The sequence below is a fragment of the Mesorhizobium neociceri genome, from assembly GCF_013520985.1.
GTDB lineage: Bacteria > Pseudomonadota > Alphaproteobacteria > Rhizobiales > Rhizobiaceae > Mesorhizobium > Mesorhizobium neociceri.
In genome coordinates this window covers 139161-161799 of the sequence record NZ_JACDTY010000008.1, presented here as the reverse complement: position 1 = coordinate 161799, position 22639 = coordinate 139161, and the positions used below count along the sequence as shown (strand labels likewise).

26 protein-coding genes are annotated in these 22639 nt (G+C 63.3%); 10 read left to right on the top strand and 16 right to left on the bottom strand.

The genetic code is table 11. The features are described from left to right. Window positions 1–138: 138 nt before the first annotated feature. From H0241_RS18060 to H0241_RS18050, 3 genes are all read right to left on the bottom strand, one after another. Window positions 139–2019 (bottom strand): ABCB family ABC transporter ATP-binding protein/permease, encoded by a 1881-nt coding sequence (locus H0241_RS18060; protein ID WP_181059008.1) that lies wholly within the window; start codon window positions 2017–2019, stop codon window positions 139–141. Between the two features lie 24 nt (window positions 2020–2043). After that, window positions 2044–2379: an ArsR/SmtB family transcription factor gene (locus tag H0241_RS18055; protein ID WP_181059007.1), complete on the bottom strand. Its 336-nt coding sequence runs from the start codon at window positions 2377–2379 to the stop codon at window positions 2044–2046. 256 nt (window positions 2380–2635) lie between these two features. After that, window positions 2636–4141 carry a LysM peptidoglycan-binding domain-containing protein gene (locus H0241_RS18050; RefSeq protein WP_181059006.1) on the bottom strand — a complete coding sequence of 502 codons (1506 nt, stop codon included), beginning with the start codon at window positions 4139–4141 and terminating at the stop codon, window positions 2636–2638. A gap of 125 nt (window positions 4142–4266) precedes the next feature. Between H0241_RS18050 and H0241_RS18045 the strand changes: the two genes are divergently transcribed. Next, window positions 4267–4878, top strand: a complete 612-nt coding sequence (locus tag H0241_RS18045) for an LOG family protein (protein WP_181059005.1) — start codon at window positions 4267–4269, stop codon at window positions 4876–4878. 68 nt (window positions 4879–4946) lie between these two features. Here the strand turns inward: H0241_RS18045 and H0241_RS18040 are convergent, their stop codons facing one another. Further along, window positions 4947–5831: a LysR substrate-binding domain-containing protein gene (locus H0241_RS18040; RefSeq protein WP_181059004.1), complete on the bottom strand. Its 885-nt coding sequence runs from the start codon at window positions 5829–5831 to the stop codon at window positions 4947–4949. Between the two features lie 111 nt (window positions 5832–5942). Between H0241_RS18040 and H0241_RS18035 the strand changes: the two genes are divergently transcribed. The 4 genes from H0241_RS18035 to H0241_RS18020 all read left to right on the top strand — a co-directional run bounded on the left by H0241_RS18035 (window position 5943) and on the right by H0241_RS18020 (window position 10340). Further along, on the top strand, window positions 5943–6233 hold the full coding sequence (locus tag H0241_RS18035) for a muconolactone Delta-isomerase family protein (protein ID WP_181059003.1): 291 nt from the start codon (window positions 5943–5945) through the stop codon (window positions 6231–6233). 148 nt (window positions 6234–6381) lie between these two features. Continuing rightward, window positions 6382–8058: a c-type cytochrome gene (locus H0241_RS18030; RefSeq protein WP_181059002.1), complete on the top strand. Its 1677-nt coding sequence runs from the start codon at window positions 6382–6384 to the stop codon at window positions 8056–8058. Between the two features lie 40 nt (window positions 8059–8098). Further along, complete coding sequence (locus tag H0241_RS18025) at window positions 8099–9205, top strand: GNAT family N-acetyltransferase (protein WP_181059001.1); 1107 nt, start codon at window positions 8099–8101, stop codon at window positions 9203–9205. A 136-nt stretch (window positions 9206–9341) separates the two neighbouring features. Then, window positions 9342–10340, top strand: a complete 999-nt coding sequence (locus H0241_RS18020; RefSeq protein WP_181059000.1) for a CorA family divalent cation transporter — start codon at window positions 9342–9344, stop codon at window positions 10338–10340. Window positions 10341–10357: 17 nt separating this feature from the next. Here the strand turns inward: H0241_RS18020 and H0241_RS18015 are convergent, their stop codons facing one another. The 11 genes from H0241_RS18015 to cysS all read right to left on the bottom strand — a co-directional run bounded on the left by H0241_RS18015 (window position 10358) and on the right by cysS (window position 18635). After that, on the bottom strand, window positions 10358–11044 hold the full coding sequence (locus H0241_RS18015; RefSeq protein ID WP_181058999.1) for a glutathione S-transferase family protein: 687 nt from the start codon (window positions 11042–11044) through the stop codon (window positions 10358–10360). 11 nt (window positions 11045–11055) lie between these two features. Beyond that, window positions 11056–11982 (bottom strand): EamA family transporter RarD, encoded by a 927-nt coding sequence (gene rarD / locus H0241_RS18010; protein WP_181058998.1) that lies wholly within the window; start codon window positions 11980–11982, stop codon window positions 11056–11058. Between the two features lie 126 nt (window positions 11983–12108). Further along, window positions 12109–12384 carry a hypothetical protein gene (locus tag H0241_RS18005; RefSeq protein ID WP_181058997.1) on the bottom strand — a complete coding sequence of 92 codons (276 nt, stop codon included), beginning with the start codon at window positions 12382–12384 and terminating at the stop codon, window positions 12109–12111. 26 nt (window positions 12385–12410) lie between these two features. Next, a complete protein-coding gene (locus H0241_RS18000) occupies window positions 12411–12626 on the bottom strand; it encodes a hypothetical protein (RefSeq protein WP_181058996.1) in 216 nt (71 codons plus the stop codon). A gap of 4 nt (window positions 12627–12630) precedes the next feature. Continuing rightward, window positions 12631–14247, bottom strand: coding sequence for a citramalate synthase (gene cimA / locus H0241_RS17995; protein ID WP_181058995.1), 1617 nt, complete (start codon window positions 14245–14247; stop codon window positions 12631–12633). Window positions 14248–14293: 46 nt separating this feature from the next. Further along, window positions 14294–15253, bottom strand: a complete 960-nt coding sequence (gene pip, locus H0241_RS17990) for a prolyl aminopeptidase (RefSeq protein WP_181058994.1) — start codon at window positions 15251–15253, stop codon at window positions 14294–14296. An 8-nt stretch (window positions 15254–15261) separates the two neighbouring features. Then, the gene (locus H0241_RS17985) at window positions 15262–15738 is read right to left on the bottom strand and encodes a GFA family protein (RefSeq protein WP_181058993.1); all 477 of its coding nucleotides are present in this window, start codon (window positions 15736–15738) and stop codon (window positions 15262–15264) included. Then, window positions 15735–16226: a GFA family protein gene (locus tag H0241_RS17980; protein WP_181058992.1), complete on the bottom strand. Its 492-nt coding sequence runs from the start codon at window positions 16224–16226 to the stop codon at window positions 15735–15737. The genes H0241_RS17985 and H0241_RS17980 overlap by 4 nt, the downstream gene beginning before the upstream one ends. A gap of 6 nt (window positions 16227–16232) precedes the next feature. Next, window positions 16233–16619 (bottom strand): VOC family protein, encoded by a 387-nt coding sequence (locus H0241_RS17975; RefSeq protein ID WP_181058991.1) that lies wholly within the window; start codon window positions 16617–16619, stop codon window positions 16233–16235. Then, window positions 16616–16975 (bottom strand): endonuclease domain-containing protein, encoded by a 360-nt coding sequence (locus tag H0241_RS17970; RefSeq protein ID WP_235984334.1) that lies wholly within the window; start codon window positions 16973–16975, stop codon window positions 16616–16618. The genes H0241_RS17975 and H0241_RS17970 overlap by 4 nt, the downstream gene beginning before the upstream one ends. Before the next feature lie 226 nt (window positions 16976–17201). Further along, window positions 17202–18635, bottom strand: coding sequence for a cysteine--tRNA ligase (cysS, locus tag H0241_RS17965; protein ID WP_181058989.1), 1434 nt, complete (start codon window positions 18633–18635; stop codon window positions 17202–17204). Window positions 18636–19024: 389 nt separating this feature from the next. Here cysS and H0241_RS17960 point away from each other — a divergent pair, with 389 nt between their 5' ends. Continuing rightward, window positions 19025–19180 (top strand): hypothetical protein, encoded by a 156-nt coding sequence (locus H0241_RS17960; protein WP_112560752.1) that lies wholly within the window; start codon window positions 19025–19027, stop codon window positions 19178–19180. Window positions 19181–19369: 189 nt separating this feature from the next. Here H0241_RS17960 and H0241_RS17955 read toward each other — a convergent pair whose 3' ends face one another. Further along, entirely contained in the window at window positions 19370–20134 is a 765-nt protein-coding gene (locus tag H0241_RS17955; RefSeq protein ID WP_181058988.1) for an SOS response-associated peptidase, read from the bottom strand. A 126-nt stretch (window positions 20135–20260) separates the two neighbouring features. On the opposite strand from H0241_RS17955, the gene H0241_RS17950 reads away from it, so the two are divergent. From H0241_RS17950 to H0241_RS17935, 4 genes are all read left to right on the top strand, one after another. Continuing rightward, entirely contained in the window at window positions 20261–20686 is a 426-nt protein-coding gene (locus tag H0241_RS17950) for an NUDIX hydrolase (RefSeq protein WP_181058987.1), read from the top strand. 49 nt (window positions 20687–20735) lie between these two features. After that, window positions 20736–21113, top strand: a complete 378-nt coding sequence (locus H0241_RS17945; protein ID WP_181058986.1) for a TIGR02301 family protein — start codon at window positions 20736–20738, stop codon at window positions 21111–21113. Window positions 21114–21445: 332 nt separating this feature from the next. Continuing rightward, entirely contained in the window at window positions 21446–21703 is a 258-nt protein-coding gene (locus tag H0241_RS17940) for a hypothetical protein (RefSeq protein ID WP_008874920.1), read from the top strand. 126 nt (window positions 21704–21829) lie between these two features. Next, a complete protein-coding gene (locus H0241_RS17935; protein ID WP_181058985.1) occupies window positions 21830–22633 on the top strand; it encodes a hypothetical protein in 804 nt (267 codons plus the stop codon). Window positions 22634–22639: the final 6 nt, after the last annotated feature.

Below are 22639 nucleotides of genomic sequence, written 5' to 3'. Positions count from 1 at the left end.
GGGAGAAGGTGGATCGGCGCGCAGCGCCGAGACGGATGAGGGGTGTTCCAGCGGAGTGAGACGTTGGCGTTCCCTGGAACACCCCTCATCCGTCGCCTGCGGCGACACCTTCTCCCACAAGGGGAGAAGGAAGAGGCGCTAACTCACCTCCGAAGTCCGCCTTCTCACAATCACACCGAGCTCATCGCTCTCGCGCGCAATGCGCAGGCGCTCCTCGGCTTCCGTCGCCTCGCGCTGGCGGTCCCACATCGAGGCATAGAGGCCGTGCTGGCGCATCAGTTCGGCGTGGGTGCCGCGTTCGGCGATCTGGCCGTCCTTGAGCACGATGATCTCGTCGGCGGTGATCACCGTCGACAGGCGGTGGGCAATCACAATGGTGGTGCGGCCCTTGCTGACCAGGTCGAGGGCGGCTTGGATTTCCTGTTCGGTGTGGCTGTCCAGCGCCGAGGTCGCCTCGTCGAGCATGAGGATCGGCGGCGCTTTCAAAATGGTTCGGGCGATCGCCACGCGCTGCTTTTCGCCGCCAGACAGTTTCAAGCCGCGCTCGCCGACCATCGAGCGATAGCCTTCCGGCAGGCGTGCGATGAACGGGCCGATCTGGGCAAGCTCAGCGGCCTTCTCGACATCCGCCTCGCTGGCGCCGACGCGGCCATAGCGGATGTTGTAGGCGATGGTGTCGTTGAACAGCACAGTGTCCTGCGGCACCATGCCGATCGCGCCTCGCAGGCTCTCCTGCGTCACATCACGGACATCCTGGCCATCGATCAGCACCTGGCCGCCCTGGACGTCGTAAAAGCGGAACAACAGCCGGGAAATGGTCGACTTGCCGGCGCCGGACGGGCCGACAATGGCCACCGTCTTGCCGGCCGGCACCTCGAAGGAGACGCCCTTCAGGATCTTGCGGTTGGGGTCATAGGAAAAATGCACGTCGCGGAACTCGACCTTGCCGGCCGAGACGGCAAGCGGCTTGGCATCGGGCTTGTCGGTGATTTCCTGCGGCACGTCGAGCAGGTCGAACATCTGCTCGATGTCGGTCAGGCCCTGGCGGATTTCGCGGTAGATGAAGCCGATGAAATTGAGCGGCACCGAAAGTTGCACCAGCATGGCGTTGATGAAGACGAAGTCGCCGACCGTCTGCGTGCCGGCCTGCACCTCCAGCGCCGACATGCACATGACGATGACGGTGCCGAGGCCGAAGATGATGCCCTGGCCGAAGTTCAGCCAGCCGAGCGAGGTCCAGATCCTGGTCGCTGCCATTTCATAGCGCGCCATCGAACGGTCGAAGCGCCCGGCCTCCATGGCCTCGTTGTTGAAATATTTGACCGTCTCGAAATTGAGCAGCGAGTCGATCGCCTTGGTGTTGGCGTCGGTGTCGCTGTCGTTCATGTCGCGGCGGATCGAGATGCGCCAGTCGCTGGCGCGGACCGTGAACCAGACATAGATCCAGACGGTGAGCGCCACCACGGCCACATATTTCCAGCCATAGGTGTAGGCGAAGATGCCGGTGGTCAGCGCGAATTCGAGGATGGTCGGCGCCGTGTTGAGCATGATGAAGCGCACGATCGTCTCGATGCCCTTGGTGCCGCGCTCTATGATGCGCGACAGGCCGCCGGTGCGGCGCTCGAGGTGAAAGCGCAGCGACAGCTGGTGCATGTGAACGAAGGTGCGGAAAGCGAGCTGGCGCACCGCATATTGGCCGACGCGGGCAAACAGTGCATCGCGCAACTGGTTGAAGCCGAGCTGCACCAGCCGCACGACATTGTAGGCGATGACCAGCGCCACCGGTGCCAGCAGGAAGGACGGCAGCGGCGGCGGCGACTTGGCGTCGCCCGCCAGCGCGTCGGTCGCCCATTTGAAGAAATAGGGTCCGGCAACCAGTGTCAGCTTGGCAACGACCAGAAGCAGCGTCGCCCAGGTGACGCGTGCCCTCAGATCCGCGCGGTCGGCCGGCCACATGTACGGCCACAGATTGCGCAAGGTGCCGAAGGTCGAGCTATCGGAAACGGTTTTTTCTGCCACTTGTCTTGCCTTTTGGGTGGGAGTTCAGCGGCCGGAGCAGCAGGAATTGACGAGCGCGGTCAGCGATGCGGAAACGTCCGCGAGCGCTGCGCGGTCGACTTCATAGCGTGAGCGCTGGCGGTCGGGCTGGAAGCGGACAAGGCCGGCCTCGACCAGTATCTTCAGATGCTGTGACACTGTCGACTGCGCAAGGTCGAGGTGATCGACGACCTCGCGGCAGCAGCACGAACGGCTGGCCGAGAGATGCTTGAGTATCTCGATGCGCGCCGGATGTGAGAGGGCCGCAAAGCGAGCGGCAACCGCGCGGCTTTCGGGCGGCGCGCAGTTTGCGTGGTCTTGTTCAGCGAGCGAGTCTGCCATCGTTCATCGGCGATAGACGATGAACGGACGTGGGGCAAGCTAACCCTATGGGTAGAATGGTAATCTCCCCCCTCGTGGGGGAGATGTCCGGCAGGACAGAGGGGGGCGTGAAGAAACGCGGCCTCCGTGATCGGCGACGCGGAATTCAACTAAGAGTGGGCGCAGGTGATGGAACTAACAGGTCGACGGGACAGCGCCCCCCTCTGCCCTGCCGGGCATCTCCCCCACACGGGGGGAGATCAGCCAATCGCCAACGCTACTGCGCCTTCGTCGGCGCCGTCGTTGCTTGCTCGCCCATCGCCTTGAGATCGGCGGCTTCGCCTTCCTTGGACTTTTCCGGGACCTTGAACACCTGCCCTGGCCAGATGCGGTCGGGATTGCTGATCTGGTCCTGGTTGGCGAGATAGATGGTGGAGAAACGCACGCCGTGACCGTAAACGCGCCGCGAAATCCGCCACAGCGTGTCGTTGCGGCGGATGATGACGGCGCCGTCGGCATGTTCGAGCTTCGGTGCAACCGTCTCGGGCGCTTCGGGTGTCGCTGCAGCGACCACGGCCGGAGCCTCGGCAACGGGTGCGGCTGGAGCTGTCGTGGCCGGTGCCTCGGCAACTGCCGGTGCGGTGGTGGCCGGAGCCGATGCGGCAGCAACCGGCGCGACCGGCTTGGCGTCGGCGGGCTTGGTCTCTGCAGGCGCCACGGCGGCGACCGCATCGCCGGGCTCACGCTCGAACGGCACGGCGGCGCGGGCCACGACCTTCACGCCGTCGGCATCGAGACCGTCGACATGGATGGTGTAGCTGCCAACCGGGATGTCACGCGTCGCCTCGACCAGGAAATGGCCGTCGGGCGACGTCACTGCATCGCCGAGCAGAATATCATTGGCATAGGCGCGCACCTTGCGGCCGGCATCGGCGAGACCGGCGACGAAAATCTTGTTGCCGTCGATCTCGACAGCCTCGACGACGATCTTGGGTTCAGCGACCGCCGCAGCCGGCGGCGTTGCTGCCGGAGCTGTTGCGGCATCGACCGCAGCCGAAGCGGCGGGCGCAGTTTCGGCCGGGGCGGCCGGCGCGCTCGCGGCAGGCGCCTCAGCAGCGGGAGCAGCGGCCTGATCGCCGGCAGCCGGTGCCGCAGGCTTGGTCTCAGGCGCCGGAACGGTCAGCAGCTCGGCGGGCTTGCCCGGCTCCTCGACCATCGCCAGCACCTGGCCGGCGGCATCCTTGGGAACCGAAACGACGGCGGTCTGCACCGAAGGCGTTACGACATCTCCGGCCGTCGAACGCAGCGCGATTGTATAGTCGCCGGGCTTCAGCGGATCGTCGAGGACGATGACGAAAGCGCCATCGGGGCCGGCGACCGTCGAGCCGAGCACTGTCGAGCCGTTGAGGATCTCGACCTTTGAATTGGGCGCAGCATTGCCGGCAACGACGATCGAGCCGTTGCTTTCGACGCGCACGACATCGAAGCTCGGCACAACCGGGCCGGCCGCAGCAGGTGCCGCCGGAGCGGCGGCTTCTGTCGCAGGAGCTGTTGCGTCGGCAGGCGCCGGTGCCGGCGTAGCCTTGGCATCGGTCGGGGCAGCAGGCGCCGGCGGCAGCCTTCCCTCGGTCCCGGGGTCAGCCGGCGGTGCCAGCGACGCAATCTCCGCCGGCGGCGTGGGATTGAGATACGGGTTGAGTGCACCCGATACATAGGCGGTTCCGATGACCGCGACGGTCCCACCCGCCGCGAACAGAAACGCCTTCAATGGATTAACAGCCATATTTCCCCTGTCCCTTAGCCACCTAACGCCGGTCTAGCGTGTTTTGCCGGAACCGACAAGAAAAAGCCCGGGCTTGTCAGCCTCAGGGGCTTGACCCCGCATTCAGACCCAATCACCAATCACGCATGAACACGATTCGATCCGTCTGCGTCTACTGCGGCTCGTCTCCGGGCCGCGATGAAATCTACGCCAAGGCCGGACACCTGCTTGGCCGCTCGCTCGCCAAATCCGGCCTGCGACTGGTCTATGGCGGCGGCACCAAAGGCATTATGGGCGCCGTCGCCGAAGGCGCGCTCAAGGCCGGTGGCAAGGTAACTGGCATCATCCCGCGCTTCCTCATCAACAAGGAAGCCACCGAAACCGCGCTTGACCGGCTCGACGAGCTGCTGATCACCGACAACATGCACGAGCGCAAACACAAGATGTTCGAAAAATCCGACGCCTTTGTGGCGCTGCCGGGCGGCATCGGCACAGTCGAGGAGATCGTCGAGGTCATGACCTGGGGCCAGCTCGGCCATCACCGCAAGCCGATCGTCTTCGCCAACGTCAAAGGGTTCTGGAATCCGATGCTGGCGCTGCTCGACCACATGTCGAGCGAAGGCTTCATTCACACCGCGCAGCGGGTCAAACCGTTGGTGGTCGAAGACCCCGAAGCCATCGTCGCCGCCATCATGGTGGCGGGCTCGTCGGTCGATGCGCCGACGGAAGGCGTGCAGTCGGTGATTGATAAGATGTAGGGCTTAGGCAGTAGGGAATAGGCAGTAGGGCAGCGTGTGAACTACCGAGAACCATACTGCCTACTGCCTTACTGCCCTACTGCCTTCCGCAACTCCGCAATCACCGTCCGCTTGTCCTGCCGCCGCCAGGCGAGATGGATCGAGACGGTGCGCTCGAACCACGGCAGATCGCGGAACACGATCCCTGTGGGTGCAGCGCTCCGGAGGCTGGCCTGAACCGTCGCCAGGCCGAGCCCGGCGCTGACCAGGCCGAGCGAGGTCAGGGGATCGGCCGTCTCATAGGCGATGTCGGGCAGGAAGCCGGCCTTGGCGCAGGCCGCCAGGAACTGAGCGCGGTTGGTGTCGTCAGGTTGGCGCACCACCGTGATCCAGACGCGGCCGTCGAGATGCTCGGGCCAGATGTCGGCGACAGCGGCGAGCGCATCACTTTCCGGCATCGCCAGCACCAGCGGTTCGCGCCTGACCAGCATGCCGGCAAGATCGGGATCGTCGGCAGCGGGCGGGCCATAGACGAAGCCGAGGTCGAGCGAGCGCTGACGCAATCCTTCGAGTTGCACCGCCGAGCGCTGGTTCTTCAGCTGCAAATGAAAATCCGGCCGGTCGTGGCGAAACTGCCGCAACATCCGGCTGACGAGGCCGGCATGCACCGCGCCCTCGACATACCCGATGGCGAGCCGCCCGACAGCGCCGCTGGCAAGGTTGCGTCCGAGCTCCTCCAGACGCCGTGCATTGGCAAGCAGCGCCCGCGCCTCGGCCAGGAACGCCGTGCCCTCGGCATTGAGGTGGACCCGCTGCTTCGCTCGCTCGAACAGGGCGACGCCAAGTTGCGCCTCAAGCTGCATGATCTGGCGGCTCAGCGGCGACTGCGAGATGTGCAGGAGTTCGGCGGCACGGCCGACATTGCCGGCTTCGGCCACGGCAACGAAATAGCGGAGCTGGCGCAGGTCGAACATTTTTTCTCCACTTCGGAAAGCCCTACCAGGTCTCAACTTTAGCCTAATCAGTCTTGGACAGTCTGACCAGCAGCAGCGATGGTTTGGCCATCGCAACCACAGGAGACCGTCATGCAGTTCTTTGCCCTTCTCACCCGCAACACTGAAAAGTTCAGCGACGCCGATTTCGCACAGCTGCTGCCCGGCGAGGCCGAACAGCGCCGCACGCTCTATGCCGAGGGTGCTGTGCGCCAGGTGTGGAACCGCGGTGATATTCCGGGCAGCGGCATGATGTTCGAGGCCGTCAGCGACGCGGACGTGCGCAGCCACCTCGCCACCTTGCCGCTGGTCAAGGCCGGCATGATGGACATCGCCGCAGTGGTGCCGCTTGCGCCCTACCCCGGGTTTGGGCCGAAGCGCTGAGCCTCACCGCGAAACACGCAGCCGGCGGCGATCGGTGCCGCCGGCTATTAACCGAGATGCTGCAACGCCTGTTAAGGAATAACGGGCAATAATGCTTCCGGAATATTGCACGCGTCCGGCATGCAATTCGAATCTGGGCGGTTGGTCTTTGCGACGCACTCGTTTCCTGCTGATTTCTGCCGCGTTGCTTGCCGTTACGGCCGCGGCCGTCGTGGCGGCATTGCCTGCGCTCACATCGTTTGCGGCGACATCCGACCGCTATGAAGCACTTGCGCCGTCGCTGAAGAATGAGACGGACCGCGGCGTCGCCTATTTTGCCTTCGGCGATTTTTCGACGCTGACGTCGGACACGCTGAAAGTGTCGGCGTCGCCCTGGAAGCTTGCGACGGCGGCGCTGGCGCTCAACTCCGTCGACGGCAAACTGAATCGCCTCGCCGAGGTGGACCTCGCCGCGCTCTATCGTCAGTTCGGTTTCCACACCCCCAAAACCATCGGCAACTGGCCGCCGCATCTGCCGCCGCCGAGCTTCGAGACACCGCTTGGGCAGAATGTCGGCTTCGGCGGCCGGACCGTGCCGCCGATCGGCGCAACGATCGGCAATGTCGGCTGTCCGGCCTGCCACTCCAGCGTCATGTACGACGCATCAGGCAATCCCGACACCGGCCGCGTCTGGCTCGGCGCGCCCAACAGCTCGATCAATCTGGAGGCTTATACGGTAGCGCTCTACGCGGCGTTCAACGCCTTCGGACAGAAGCCGGATCTGTTGATGGATGCCGTGCAGCTTCTCTATCCCGACACGCAATGGCGCGAGCGGGTGACGCTGCACTACTTCATCATCCCGCAACTCACCAAAACGCTTGCCGAACGCCAGGCTTCGATCGGTCGGCTGTTACCGTTCCGTGCATCGCTGGCCGGCGCCACCAACGGGCTGGATTCGCTCAGGAGCCGGCTTGGCCTGATTCCCGAAGGCAAACTCGTGCCCGAGAGCGTCTTCAATTCGGTGCCCGATCTCGGCGGGCGGCTGTGGCGCAGCAAATTCCTCAATTGCGGCAATTACGCCATCCCGGGCGTCGACCACACGCAGGCAATCCAAGCCGAAGACATCACGCCCGAACACAGGCGGGAACTGGCGGCGATCATTTCCTATTTCACCGTGCCCAGCATGGGCGTCACACCTGAGGTGGCGGAGACCTCGATCGACCATGCCTTCGACATCACCGGCTGGATGAACAGCTACACGCCGCAGCCATTTCCCGGCCGCATCGACAGATCGCTGCTGCCGCGCGGCCAGGCTGTTTATGCGCAGCACTGCGCCTCCTGCCACGGCACCTATGGCCAGGACATCGAGCGGCCGCATTTGATCAGCTTTCCCAATTGGGAAGGCGAGATCGGCACCGATCCGCAACGACACAGGCTCTTGGGCAAGGAAGTCGCCGATGCGGTGAACGGGTCGCTCTACGGCCGCTACATCGATGCGCGCACCGTTTCCACCTACACCGCGCCACCGCTGACCGGCCTGTGGTCCAGCGCGCCCTATTTCCACAATGGCAGCGTGCCGACGCTCTGGCACCTGATGCACCCGGACCAGCGGCCGAAGCGCTTCAGCGTCGGCGGCCACAGGCTCGATCTCGACAAGGTCGGCATCGCCGGCGTCGATGACGGCAAGGGCGGCTGGTACCCGCCGACCGGCTACACGCCCTGGTCCATTCCGGCCGAAATCGACACGACGGCGTTCGGCCTCGGCAATGGCGGCCATGAGACGGAGTTCGCGCCACTCGGCGAGGACGACAAGGCGGCGCTGCTCGAATATTTGAAGCTGCTGTGAGGCGCGTCATGATGGATCGCCGGCCAGGGAGACAAATGCCATGCCGGTGACATTGCGGGAACGCGACTTCGAATCCTTCTTCGCAGCACCGTTCGAGGCCTATGGCGAGAACTCGCTCTATGTCTCGCCGATGAAGGGCGACCTGAAGCGTTTCGTGTCAGCGACCGAAAATCCGCTGTTCAGTTCGGACGACGAAGTCACCTACTTCACTGCCCTTCGCGACGGACGCCCGATCGGGCGGATCACCGCGCATGTGCACGGCGCCTCCAACACCCAGTATGGCTGGAACCGCGGCTATTTCGGCTATTTCGACTGCGCCGACGACGCAGAGGCCGCCGGGCTTCTGCTCAAGGCAGCCGAGGATTGGGGCCGGCGGCGTGGCCACACCGAGATCATGGGTAATTTCAACCTGACGGCCATGCAGCAGATCGGCGTCCAGACCAGCGCCTTCGACAAGGCGCCCTACACCGACCTGATCTACAGCCCGCCGCACATTGCGCGGCTGCTGGAGGAAAACGGCTACCGGCCGGAATTTCCGATGACGACATTCGAGCTCGACCTCAAAACGGCGGCAGCGCCCGAGATCGGCCCGAAGCAGCAGGCCATCCTCGACAATCCCGACTTTGCCTTTGCGCCGCTGACGCGCGCCCTGGTGCCGCAGCGCATGGATGATGCACGGCTGATCCTCAACGCCTCCTTCGCCCAAAACCCGATGTTCGTGCCGGTCAGCCACGAAGAGTTCCATTTCCAGGCGCGCGACATGAAATGGGTGATGGATCCGCGCATCTCAGCCGTCCTCAACTATCGCGGCGAGCCGGCCGCCTGCATCATCTGCATCCCCGACTTGAACCCGTTCCTGCGCAAGACGAAGTCGAGGATAGGGCTGACGACGCCGTGGCATTTCCTGATGCACAAATTCACCTGCAAACGCGCCGTGCTGATCTTTTCCGGCGTCAGGCCAGATCTGCAGGGCCAGGGCGTGAACCCGGTGGTGCTGCGCCGCATCGTGCTAGCGCTCAAGGCCGCCGGCTATGAGACGCTGGGCAACACCTGGATAGGCGACAGCAACAAGGCCAGCCTCGCCCAGAAGCAGAAGTCCAATGCCAGGCTACTGCATCGCCTGCATCTGTTCCGCAAGGATCTGTAGCGCCGGGTATCGCTGATCGACAGACTGTGATCGCCTGTCAAGAAACTGTCACACGGAACCCGGTTCGCCCATGCTAGGAATGGCGTGCCGGCATCCGCGCGCGGCGTGGTCGAAACTGTATCTGGCGAGGCGAGCCGTGAACATCGCTCTCAACGCGGAAGGCACTCCCCTGTCGCCTTACCTGCCCGACGAGCACGGGCTGTTCTTCATCTATCATTTCACCGCCGACGGCCTGCGCACCAAGGACGCGGCCGAGGCTGCGTGGACATGGCGCAGCTACCAGCTGTCCGACCTGCGCGCCCGCCGCGAGATCGCCGCCGAGGCGGCGCTGCCGGCGCCAGTGCGCGAAGCCTTCCTCGGCGCCAGCCAGGGCTGCCACATCGATCTCGAGGATGACTGGCTCTATGGCGATCTGCCAGACCTGCGCCACGATTATTCGGCGGAGGCGCGCGGGCTCGGCCATTTCCGCTTCGCCCTCAATGAAAAAATGCTGATCGGCGCCCGCAAGCAGCCACTGGAATCGGTCGATCTCATCCGCAAGGCGGTGGAGAGCGGATCGCGCAAATTCCGCTCTCCGGCCGACCTGATCGAGGCGGTCATGGGCCAGTCTCTCGACGGCATGGCGGCCGAGCTCCACGGCCTTGGCGATACGCTGGACGGCATCGAGGACCGCATCGTGCGCGATGCCTGGCACAGCGAGCGGCAGTCGCTGGTCGAGGCGCGCCGTCAGCTGGTGGTCATCCATCGGCAGATGGCGACGCTGACCAACCTGTTCCGGCACCTCGACCATTCGCATCGCAACGAGCTGCCTGACCCCATCAACGACATGGCGACAAGACTGTCGCACCGGGCACACACGCTCTATCACGACGGCGAGCAGTTGCAGGCGCGCACAAGGCTGCTGCAGGACGAATTGATGGCCAAGCTGACGATGCAGTCGAACCAGCTGCTCTATGTGCTGTCGGTGATGACCGCGGTGCTGTTACCGATGACCATCATTTCGGGCCTGTTCGGCATGAATGTCGGCGGCCTGCCCATGGTCAACACGCCGATGGGTTTCTGGGTGGTGACAGCCATTGCAACCGTTATCGCGGCGGCGACATATCTGTTCGTCAGGCGGCTCGGGCGGATGTAGTATCCGTCAGGCTGACTTCACTCCGTGGCGCGAAGATCCTCTATGACGGTGCCGGCGGCAGCGACCTCCGCTTCATGGTCCGGTTCACGCCAGGTCTCTGCGAGACCCGCCGCATACCATTCCTGCATCGCCGGCAACCCGAGCAATTGCGCGGAATAGGCGGCAGCTGCCCCTTCGAAAGCGAGCCCATAGGACTGGACGCGAAATGCCACCGGGGCAAAGAAGGCATCGACGGCAGTGAAATGTCCGCCGGCAAGGAACGGCCCGCCGAACCGGGCAAGACCATCATTCCAGAGATCGCCCAACCGGAAGAGATCCTGCTTCAGTGCATCAGACATAGGAAACGGCTTTACACGCAAGCCGCAATTCATCGGACAGGCGCCGCGCAAGGCGGTGAAGCCCGAATGCATTTCGGCGGCGGCCGAACGCGCCCAGGACCGTGCCTTGGCCTCGACCGGCCACACACCGTGATGGCGCTCGGCGAGATACTCAGCAATAGCCAGCGAATCCCAGACCGGCCAGCCGTCATCGACCAGGCAAGGCACGCGGCCACTGGGTGAAAACGACCGGTAGAGATCAAAGCTAGACCCGGTCGGGAACGGCGTCAGCCGCTCCTCGAACGGAATGTCGAGGGTTCGCATCAGCACCCATGGCCGCAGCGACCATGACGAATAGTTCTTGTTGGCGATATGCAGCACGTACATGGAAGGAGACCCTATTTTGCGGTCAATGGCACCGGGCGGGTTTCACGGCCACGAAACATCGACCAGGAATACATCGCCAACGCCGCCCAGATCAGCGCGAAGGCAATCGCCTGCGTGGTGCCGAACGGCTCGTCGAAGACCAGCACGGCGATCAGGAACACCATGGTCGGCGCGATGTATTGCATGATGCCGATGGTGGAGAGGCGCAGAAGCCTGGCGCCGAAGGCGAACAAAAGCAGCGGCACCGACGTGATCGGTCCGCAGCCGATCAGCAATGCCGTGTCGGTGCCGTTGCTGGAGATGAAATGGTCCTGGCCGGTGGCGATCAGGAAGACGATGTAGCCAAGCGCCGGCACCGACAGCAAAAGCACTTCGAGCAGAAAGCCCTGGCTTGGACCGATCGGCAGCGTCTTGCGGAAAAAACCGTAGGCGGCGAAGGAAAACGCCAGCGCCAGCGACACCCAGGGCAGTTTGCCGGCATCGATGGTCAGCACAGCGACCGCGACCCCTGCGAGCGCCACGGCCGCGATCTGCAGCCGGTCGAGTTTCTCGCCGAGCACCAGTGCGCCGACAACGATGACGACAAGCGGGTTGATGTAGTAGCCCAGTGCGGTCTCGACGGTGCGGTCGACCGAGATCGCCCAGACATAGATGGCCCAGTTGACCGAAATCAGCGTCGCCGTCAGCGCCGCCATAGCGATGCTGCGCGGCGAGCGGATCGCTGCCTTGAAATCGGCCGTGCGGCCGGCCCAGACCAGCACCGCAGCGGCAATCGGCACCGACCAGACGATGCGGTGGGCGATCACCTCGATCAGCGGCAGATGCGCGACCGCCTTCATGTAGAAGGGCAACAGCCCCCATAGCAGATAGGCGCCCAGCGCCAGCAGGAAGCCGCTGCGGGCTTTGGAGTCGGCGTCGGCAATTGTGTCGGTGGCCATGGCGCAACGCTATGGCCCAGGGACTCGGCCAAGACCATCGCAAAGTTGTGATGGATCAATGGACTTTCGCTGATGGTTCAAGGGGCGGGTCGCAGGCTGCGCCTCAAGAACGACGTCTGCGCAGCGTTAGGCGCTTTTCTCGACAAGCTCGAAGAACGGCTGGTCCGGCGCCCATTCATCATGCCTGAAGCTTGTCAATTCCGCCGCCAGATCGAGAGGAATGTCAAAAACATAGTCGACGTCATCTTTCTCGTCCTGCTTTGAAAGGGCTTGTTGTCTCAGGGTTTCAAAAGAGGCCGGAAGATCGCCTGTGGCGTAGAGGTCTCCGACATTCTGGTCACCGCTATGCCCGACCTTCCAGACACTCTTTTGATCACGCCATAGTTCGGCGTGCGAGAACATGACGTGCTCTTCTATGTGCACGACGACTAATTCTCGTCCTTTCGAAATCGCTGCGAGAAACTGATCGGGAGGACCCGGAAAGCGGCACTCGTCAAAATGACGATCGCCCAGTTCTCATTGGCATAAGCGTTCATCGGAGCGTCGAAGGCATCGATTTGATCGCCAACCTCGACCTGAAGCAGCGCCGCAACCTCCTGTATGCCGAGACCGCGAAGGCCTAACCAACTGATAGAAAAGCCCATTTACCTACTCCGCTGCCTCCAGCCCCGCCATGTCGCGGTTTTTCATCAGCTTGTAGACGATCGAATCCATCAGCGCCTGGAAGGAGGCGTCGATGATGTTTTCCGACACGCCGACCGTCCACCAGCGGGCGCCGGTGCCGTCATGCGATTCGATCAGGACGCGCGTGATCGCCTCTGTGCCGCCATTGAGGATACGCACCTTGAAGTCGGCCAGCTCCATGTCGGCGATCTCGCCCTGGAACTTGCCGAGGTCCTTGCGCAGCGCGATGTCGAGCGCGTTGACGGGGCCATGGCCTTCGGCCACCGACATCTTCTCCTCGCCCTCGACCAGCACTTTCACGATCGCTTCGGAGACCGTCTTCAGCTGACCGCTGGCATCGAAGCGGCGCTCGACCATGCAACGGAACGAGGTGACGTTGAAGAACTCCGGCAGGCCGTGCAGCATCTTGCGCGCCAGCAGCTCGAAAGAGGCGTCGGCGCCTTCATAGGCATAACCTTCCGCCTCGCGTTCCTTGACCACCGATATCAGCGCGTCGAGCCGATGATCGTCCTTCGGCACATCGATGCCGCGCCGCTTCAATTCGGCGAGGAAATTGGCCTTGCCGCCCTGGTCGGATACCATGACGCGGCGGCGGTTGCCGACGGCTTGCGGCTCGACATGTTCATAGGTCGCCGGCTCCTTAGCCAGCGCCGAGGCATGGATGCCGGCCTTGGTGGCGAATGCCGAGGCGCCGACATAGGGCGCCTGCGCTTCCGGGGCGCGGTTGAGCAATTCATCGAAGGCGCGGGAAAGCCGCGAGATGCCGGTCAGCGCCTCGGCCGAAATCCCCGTTTCGAACCGATCGGCGAAGGCCGGCTTCAGCGCCAGCGTCGGCACGATCGAGACCAGATTGGCGTTGCCGCAGCGTTCGCCGATTCCGTTCAGCGTGCCCTGGATCTGGCGCACGCCGGCCTCGACGGCGGCAAGGGAATTCGCCACCGCCTGGCCGGTGTCGTCATGGGCATGGATGCCGAGATGGTCGCCGGGGATGCCTGAAACAATGGCCTTGTCGACGATGGCACGGACTTCCGACGGCTGCGTGCCGCCATTGGTGTCGCACAGCACCACCCAGCGCGCGCCGGCATCATAGGCCGTTTTCGCACAAGCCAGCGCGTAGTCGGGATTGGCCTTGAAGCCGTCGAAGAAATGCTCGCAGTCAACCATCGCCTCCTTGCCGGCAGCGATTGCTGCTTCGACCGAAGCCTTGATGGAATCGAGGTTCTCCTCATTGGTGCAGCCAAGCGCGACGCGAACGTGATAGTCCCAGCTCTTGGCGACGAAGCAGATGGCGTCGGACTTCGATTGCACGAGCGCCGCCAGACCCGGGTCGTTGGACGCCGACACGCCTGCCCGCTTGGTCATGCCGAAGGCGACGAATTTTGCCTTCGCCGTCCGCTTCTGCTGGAAGAAGGCGGTGTCGGTCGGATTGGCGCCGGGATAACCGCCCTCGACATAGTCCATGCCGAACTCGTCGAGCAGTTTTGCAATCGCGATCTTGTCCTCGACGGAAAAGTCGATGCCCGGCGTCTGCTGGCCGTCGCGCAATGTGGTGTCGAAGAGATGGAGGCGTTGCTTTGTCATGGCTGCGCGGGTGCCTGCGCACCCTCCTCTGGCCCGAAGGCCGATGTCATTTCTTTCCTGCGAACTTGTCCGTTGCCCGGATCAGCCGATCGAGAATCCCCGGTTCCGAATAGGCATGGCCGGCGCCTTCGATGAGGTGGAAATCCGCGTTCGGCCAAGCCTTGTGGAGCGCCCAGGCGTAACGTGCCGGACACGGCATGTCGTAGCGGCCATGGACGATGGTGCCGGGAATGTCGCTCAGCTTATGCGCATCGCGCAGCAACTGGCCTTCTTCCAGCCACCCGGCATGGACGAAATAGTGATTCTCGATGCGGGCAAAAGCGATGGCGAAGTCGTCCTCGCCGAACTTGTCGCTGGTCTCCGGCTCCGGCAGCAAGGTGATCGTCTCGCCTTCCCACAGGCTCCAGGCAAGGGCGGCTTCCATCTGCGCCTTGCGGTCTGAGCCGACCAGCCGCTTGCGGTAGGCGGCCATCATGTCGCCGCGCTCGGCCTGCGGGATCGGCGCCTGGAAACGTTCCCATTTGTCGGGGAACATCTCGGACACGCCGAACTGATAGTACCATTCGAGCTCGGCGCGGGTCAGCGTGTAGATGCCGCGCACGACGAGTTCGCTGACGCGCTCGGGATGTGTCTCGGCATAGGCGAGCGCCAGCGTCGAGCCCCAGGAACCGCCGAACACCAGCCATTTGTCGATGCCGCACATCTCACGCAGGCGCTCGATGTCGGCGACGAGGTGCCAGGTGGTGTTGGCGTCGAGCGAAGCGTTGGGCGTCGACTTTCCGCAACCGCGCTGGTCGAACAGGATGACGTCGTAAAGTTTTGGGTCGAACAGCTGCCGATGTTTTGGCGAGATGCCGCCGCCGGGACCGCCATGCAGGAACACGGCCGGCTTGGCGCCTTTGGTGCCGGAGCGTTCCCAATAGATGTGGTGGCCGTCGCCGACATCGAGCGTGCCGGACTCGAAGGCCTCGATCTCGGGGTAGAGAGTGCGAAGTTCACTGCTCATTTCAATGCTCATATCTGCAGGCCGTGCGCCGGCCAGTCCGTGGTTTCGTGGTCGGGGTGCTGGAAGGAGATGATCTGTTCCTGCCGGGTATAGAAATCCGGATCCTGATGCACGGGCTGATCGAAGATCGTTTCCACCCAGGGCAGCCGGACCGCATAGTTGACCTGAATCTGCGGCGCCAGATCCGAGCGGTCGTCGAAGGCGCCGATGGCGATCTCCAGCGCGCCCGGCTGGCGATAGGTCAGCGGCGTGCCGCAACGCGCGCAAAAGCCGCGATCGATGTTGACCGACGACTGGAAATAGGTTGGCTCCTCGCGCACCCATTCGACGCCGTCCTTGGGCACCGTCACCAGCGCACCGAAGAACGAGCCGAACTGTTTCTGGCACATACGGCAATGGCAGATGGACGGGCGGCCGAGCTTGCCCTTGATGCGGAAGCGCACGGCGCCGCACTGGCAGCCGCCGGTTCGAACTTCATCGGTCATGATCTTTCCTTCGGTGGCCATTGTTCGGTGTCGTGGTCGGGATGCTGGTAGGAGACGAGTTCGACGAGATAGGGAGCCGATGACACGTCGGCCATCGTGTCCTCGCCCGGCAATTGCGGGATGGCATCGACATAGGGCAGTTTTGCCTCTGTGCCCCACTGGATCAGCGGCACGATTTCAGCCGGATTGTCGAAGGCACCAATGGCGAGACCAACGCCGTCAGGCGCGGTAAAGGTCAGCGGCGTCCCGCAATTGGCGCAAAAACCACGATCAACATGGCTGGACGAGGCGAAATATTTCGGTTCGCCTCGCGTCCAGTCGAGCCTGGCGTCGCGCACCGAAACCAGCGGCGCGTAGAAAGACCCGAACGCTTTCTGGCACATGCGGCAATGGCAGATCGAGGCGTCGCCCAGCGCGCCCTCGACGCGAAAGCGCACCGCGCCGCACTGGCAGCCGCCGGTGTAGATCGGTCGGTTGTCGAGGCTCATCACGTCTCACTCCGGCGCATGGCAGACGGCCTCGACATTGTTGCCGTCGGGATCAAAGACGAAGGCGCCGTAATAGTTCGGGTGATAGTGCGGCCGCAGGCCCGGCCCGCCATTGTCCTTGCCGCCGGCGGCAAGCGCCGCGGCATGAAAGGCTTCGACCTCGGCGCGGCTGCGCGCGGTGAAGGCGACGTGCTGATGGGTCCTGGGCTCGTCCGTGCCGGCCTGCAGCCAGAACACCGGCCGGTCGCGGCCATAACCGCCGACCTTGGCGCCACCGGTATATTCCAGCGGCACCATGTAGATCAGCGAGGCGCCAAGCGGCGCCATCGCCTGGTCGTAAAAGGCCTTCGAAGCGTCGAAATCGGCAACGTTGATGCCAAGATGGTCGATCATGAAACTGCCTCCCTTGCTGGTTCGCGTGCCGGCATTTCGGCGCCTGCCAAGCCAGCCTCGATCACGATGTGTTGGCAGACATTGTCGATATCGCGGATGACGTCGTCATTCCAGAAGCGCAGGATGGTCCAGTCCAGCGCTTCAAGCTTCGCCGCCCTTGCGGCGTCCGCTGCCGAAGCTTCGGCCTGAGCGTGCTGAGAGCCGTCCAACTCGACGATCAGCTTTTTGGTAGGGCAGGCGAAATCGACGATGTAACCGGCGATCGGCATCTGGCGCCGGAAGGCCAGTCCCATAAGCCGGTGCGGGCGTATCTCATTCCAGAGCTTCAGTTCTGCGTCTGTCATGGCTTTGCGCATCTTGCGCGCGTTGCCGCGATTGATGGGAGATACGCGGTAATGTGTCATCGCGAGGCGCCCCCCTCTGTCCTGCCGGACACCTCCCCCTCAAGGGGGGAGATCAGCAGCTTCGCAGACGGTGCACAACTTTCGACGTAGGCGATTGGCGAAAGCCCAAGTGACGTCCAATCTCCCCCCTCGAGGGGGAGATGTCCGGCAGGACAGAGGGGGGTGCTTGGCATCACCCTCACCGCTTCACCTCCCAGGTCGTCACGCGCTCGCCCGTGACAGGATCCTTGCCGTCCTTCAACTGCACGCCTTGCGCCAGAAGTTCATCACGTACGCGGTCGGCTTCGGGCCAGTTTTTCGCCGCGATGAGAGCGAGGCGCTTGGCGATCGCCTTGGCGACGCCGTCTTCATCCACATCTGCGGACGCAACGTCGAAGCCGAGGAACAGCAGCGATGCTTTCAGCGCAGCGGCGGCGGCGTTGCCTTCCGCCGCCTCGCCGGCAAGCTGCGTCAGCTGCTGGAAGGCGGCGTAGGTGGCGAGATCGTCCGAAAGCGCTGCCACCACCTCTGCCGGCACCTGCCCTGCGGCCGGGGCGAGATCGGCTGCGCGCTTCCATTTGCGCAGTGTGTTTTCGGCCTCCTCCAGCTTGCGCACCGAGAAATCGATCGGCTCGCGGTAATGCGTCATCAGCATTGCCAGCCGCAGCACCTCGCCCGGCCATTTGCGGCCGCCGAAGGTCTCGGTCTCCAGTAGCTCGGCGATGGCGTAGAAATTGCCGAGGCTCTTCGACATTTTCTGGCCTTCGACCTGCAGGAAGCCATTGTGCATCCAGACATTGGCCATGACGTCAGTGCCATGGGCGCAGCGCGACTGGGCGATCTCGTTCTCGTGGTGCGGGAAGATCAAATCGAGGCCGCCGCCATGGATGTCGAAGACGTCGCCGAGATAGGCGGCCGACATGGCCGAGCACTCGATGTGCCAGCCGGGTCTGCCCCTGCCCCACGGGCTGTCCCAGCCGGGCTCTTCCGGCGACGACAATTTCCACAGCACGAAGTCGCCGGGGTTCTTCTTGTGCGCATCGACGGCGACGCGAGCGCCGGCCTGCTGTTCGTCGAGATTGCGCTTCGACAATTCGCCATAGTCCGGCATCGAGGCGGTGTCGAACAATACCTCGCCGGCCGCGACATAAGCGTGGCCGCGTTCGATCAGGCGCTCGATCAGGGTGATCATGTCGGCCTTGCCGTCGGCGCGTCGCGCGACGAACTCGGTGGCGCGCGGCTCGACCGTCGGCGGCAAGCAGCCGAGCGCGGCCACATCCTTATGGTATTGGTCGGCGGTCTTTTCAGTGACCCTGCGGATTGCCTCGTTGAGCGTCAGTTTTCCCGACGCAATCTCGGCGCCGAAATCGCGCAGCGCGCGGGCGTTAATCTTGTCGTCGACATCTGTGATGTTGCGCACATACATAACGTGCGCCTCGCCGTAGAGGTGACGCAGCAAACGGAACAGCACGTCGAAGACGATCGCCGGCCGCGCATTGCCGATATGGGCAAAGTCGTAGACGGTCGGGCCGCAGACATACATGCGCACATTCCGCGGATCGATCGGGACGAAGGCGTCCTTCGTGCGCGTTAGCGTGTTGTAGAGGCTGAGACCCTTCGATGCGTCAGACATGCGTGCCTTCCCGGTCCGTTAATCTTTGGCTGAACCACCTTGTGCCAAGGCACAAATCGGGCTCCAGCCTGCTGGCCGGGGCGTTTGTCCAATCTGGGGAAAGATGAGGCGAAAACGTCCGGACCAGCGCGAGGCTAGCCAATAATGCAAATGCCACAAATGGCGAAAAACGTTTTCATCGGCGGCTTTATCGCCTTGGCCGGTGTTGCCGTCAAGTCGCAACTTCCGGCAAAAGCGTCGCTGGATCACAGGTCATGAGCCACTGAAACATTTTATTAAACATGTCGGCACAGTCATGAAACATTCGCCGGCTAGTTCACCATAGGTCACGATTCGGTCAGATTCGGCCGGCAAACGCAGACACGGAAATGTTACCAGGGAAGAGATTGATGTCACGAACCAAGCAGGAATCGAGCCGCGCCAAGCAACCGGCGCTCGCCAACCACTACCGCGCGATCGGCCCGGCCGCGATCGTCGCCGCCCTTCTGCACACCGCGAAGAAGAAGAAGCCGGCGCCGAAAATCACCTCGCCCCGCGCTGCCTAAGCTCTTTGTTTTTACGCAATTCCGGACGGAAAACCGCTCACACTTTTCCTGGAATTGCTTAGGGCTCGCCGGCCGCCGACAAGGCGCGTGCCGGCATGGGAAGGCTGAGGCGCTTGAGAGCGCCTGAAAACAACAGCTCTTCCTGATTGAGCAGGTTCTTCCCGAAGACTGGCTTCTTGGGATCGTGCTCTAGAACAGCGTCATCTGACTGTCGTCCGCGCCGGGCTTCTGGCGCCTGACCTTCTCGGGCTCAGGCCCGACGATGCCCATGTGCTGTATCTCCGGCCCGGTGTTGGCGACCTTGTTGACGAGGTCGGAGACCGGCACAGCCTCGAAGAAATCGGGCTGTGCTGGTCGAAGCAGGTCGGCCACGTCGCGCGGCTCGAGTGTCCGGCAGTCCAGCCAGCGGGCAAAATCCTCAGGCGCGATCACCACCGGCATGCGGTCATGGATATGGGCGATGCCGGCATTGGCGTTGACCGTGAGGATGGCACCGGTATCCATCTCCGAGCCGCCCGGCTCGGCATAGGTCTCGATCAGCCCGGCAAACGCGACGAGCCCGCCATGCCTCGGCCGTATCCAGTAGGGTTGGCCCTTCTTGCCGTTGCCCGATTGCTGCCACTCATAGAAGCCGGAGGCCGGCACCAGTGCGCGGCGATGGCGCATGGCGGCCTTGAACGAGGCCTTCTCCGCCGCCCCTTCCGAGCGCGCGTTGAACAGCAGCGGAAATTCCCTGGTGTCCTTGACCCAGGCCGGGATCAGACCCCAGCGCACCAGCATCGCCTGGCGATCCGGAAGATTCGAGCCCGGCATGCGCGGCGGTCCGGACAGCGCCATCAGCACCGGCTGCGTCGGCGCGATGTTGTAGCGGGCCGGAAAATCCTCGAGTTCCGCCAGGCCGAGCAAGGCAGCGGTCTGGTCCGGCGTGGCCGTCAGGGCAAAGCGTCCGCACATAAGGCAAGCTCGATGAAATGATCCGATCGCGAAAGTGGCGATGGAACCGGCGTTGCGCAACCGCTAAAGCTCAATGCCGCCGGCCGGTCCACAAGGGTCTGGCCTCGGCGAGGCGAATCGAGATCGATGAACGAGCAGCGCAAGACACTTCCCGCCGTCTCCGTCGCCGTCGTGCGCGGCACGACGGTGCTGCTGGTCAAGCGAGCGCGGCCGCCCTCGCAAGGGGTCTACGCCTTTCCCGGTGGGAAGGTCGAGCCCGGCGAAACGCTTGAGCAAGCGGCGGCACGCGAATTGCTGGAGGAGACCGGGCTGCTTGCCCAGTGCTACCGCCCGCTTCGGGTTATCCACATCGACGGCAGCGGCGAGAATCACCCGGTCGACTATCTCTTGACGGTCTTCGGCGCTGTCTATGCCGGCGGCGAGGCAACAGCCAGTGACGACGCCGAGACCGCCGCCTTCTATACGCTCGACGAAATGACCGACATGCCGCTGGCGGGCGACGTGTTTGAGGTCACTGAGGATCTTCTGGGCTCACACGACGACAGTATCTGAACCCAGAGAATCGCCTTGCAGGCGACAAATTGTTTCGCCAGATAGACTTATGAACCGCGCCGCGCTCTTCCTCGCCGCATGCCTCGCCGCCAGCACGACTATCGCCGTGCAGCCGGCGCTGGCCGCCGAGTCGCCGTTCGAGCCCGGGCTGATGCGGCTGGCCGAGGTTCTTGGGTCGTTGCATTTTCTGCGCAATCTGTGCGGCGAAAAGGGCGACCAGTGGCGCACCGAGATGGAAAAGCTGATCGAATCGGAAAATCCAGATCCGGAGCGGCGCGCCCGCTTCATCGCAAGCTTCAACCGCGGCTACCGCTCCTTCGGCGGCACCTATACGCAATGCACGGCATCGGCGACCGAAGCGATCAGCCGCTACATGAAAGAAGGCGAGACGCTGTCGCGCGATATCGCCTCGCGTTACGGCAACTGACGGGCGCCGGACAGCGTCATAGCCAACACCTTTTCGAGCATCCAGCCTTGTATCCGCGGCGCCTTGATGCAATCTTGGTGTTGCACTTTGGCAACAGTATTAACGAAACGTTAGCGCGCGGATGTGGAATTAACTCAAACTGAAGGTTTTCATCCCGCTCGCCGGTCTAATCGGCTAAGTTTGAACCGGACCGAACGCTGGCGATGAAGTTTGTAAAACACGATCAAAAAAATGTCGTATTTACAAATACTTACTTAGCCTGCGTGGAGATAGGGACAGCCCAAGCCGGATCCGACACGTCGGATCGCCGCTTGAAAAGGGTGGACATCGCAATGGAACATGGCGTCAACGACATCGACGCGCTGGTCAGGGAAGAAAAGCGCCTGACCGCGGTGGAAAGCCATAGCGAGGCCTGGGCGGAAGGTCTGTCGGCCGGCATTGAGCCGGAAATCATTGCCGAGGCCGCACTTGAAACGGCGTTCGGCGAGATGCTGCGCGCCAATGGCGAAACCTCGGCCCTTGCCCTGCTCGACCGCATGCGTGAAAAGGTGATCGCCGGCGCTTTCGAGCCGGAGCGGCTGCGCCATTAGATCTGCCTGCGTCCCTCTGGGCGCAAACCGGCGCTCCGGCGCCGTGATCGGTTCTTTGACGACGGCGCGCCGTTTGGGCATCATGCCTGGCACCTGAAGGAGCCCAGGCCCAAGGAGAGGCAAGCGGTGAATTTTTCGATGTCAGGCCAGCCTCGTGGACTGGTCCTCAGCATCTGGCTTGCCGCTTCCTGCGCCGCAGTTCCGCTGGCGATTGTCCTGACCAGCAGCCCCGCCCATGCACTCAGCGAGATCAAGCGCGAGGAGCTACCGGCGCCGGCTGCGCCGCCAGCCAACGGTGAGACAGCTCCGTCCGAAAATTCCGTGCCGATGCCCGATCTGCCCGGCACGACGCCGCCGGCGGCCAGCCAGCCGAAATCGCCCGCAGAACCCGAACAAAGCGAGCCGGAAGGACCGACCGACGATGGTGGCGTGGCCAACCCGCGGGCCGATCCCGATGCGCCGGTGCCTGAAGTCGTCTACGACCTTTCCAAGCTGCCGGAGCCGGTCAGGCGCATGCACGACCTGATGGTCGAAGCCTGCGTCAGCGGCGATATCGAGAAGCTGCGGCCATTGATCGGCAAGGGCGACACCATGACCCAATTGTCGCTGGGCGAGATCGAGGGCGATCCGATCGCTTTCCTGAAGGGGCTTTCGGGTGACAAGGAAGGCCAGGAAATCCTCGCCATCATGGAAGAGGTGCTCAATGCCGGCTATGTCCATGTCGACGTCGGCACGCCGCAGGAGCTCTATGTCTGGCCGTATTTCTTTGCCCTGCCGTTGGACAAGCTCAATGCCAAACAGCGGGTCGAACTGTTCAAGATCGTCACCGCCGGCGACTATGACGACATGAAGCAGTTCGGCGCCTACATCTTCTACCGTGTCGGCATCACGCCCGCCGGACAGTGGACATTCTTCGTCGCCGGGGATTGAGTTTTT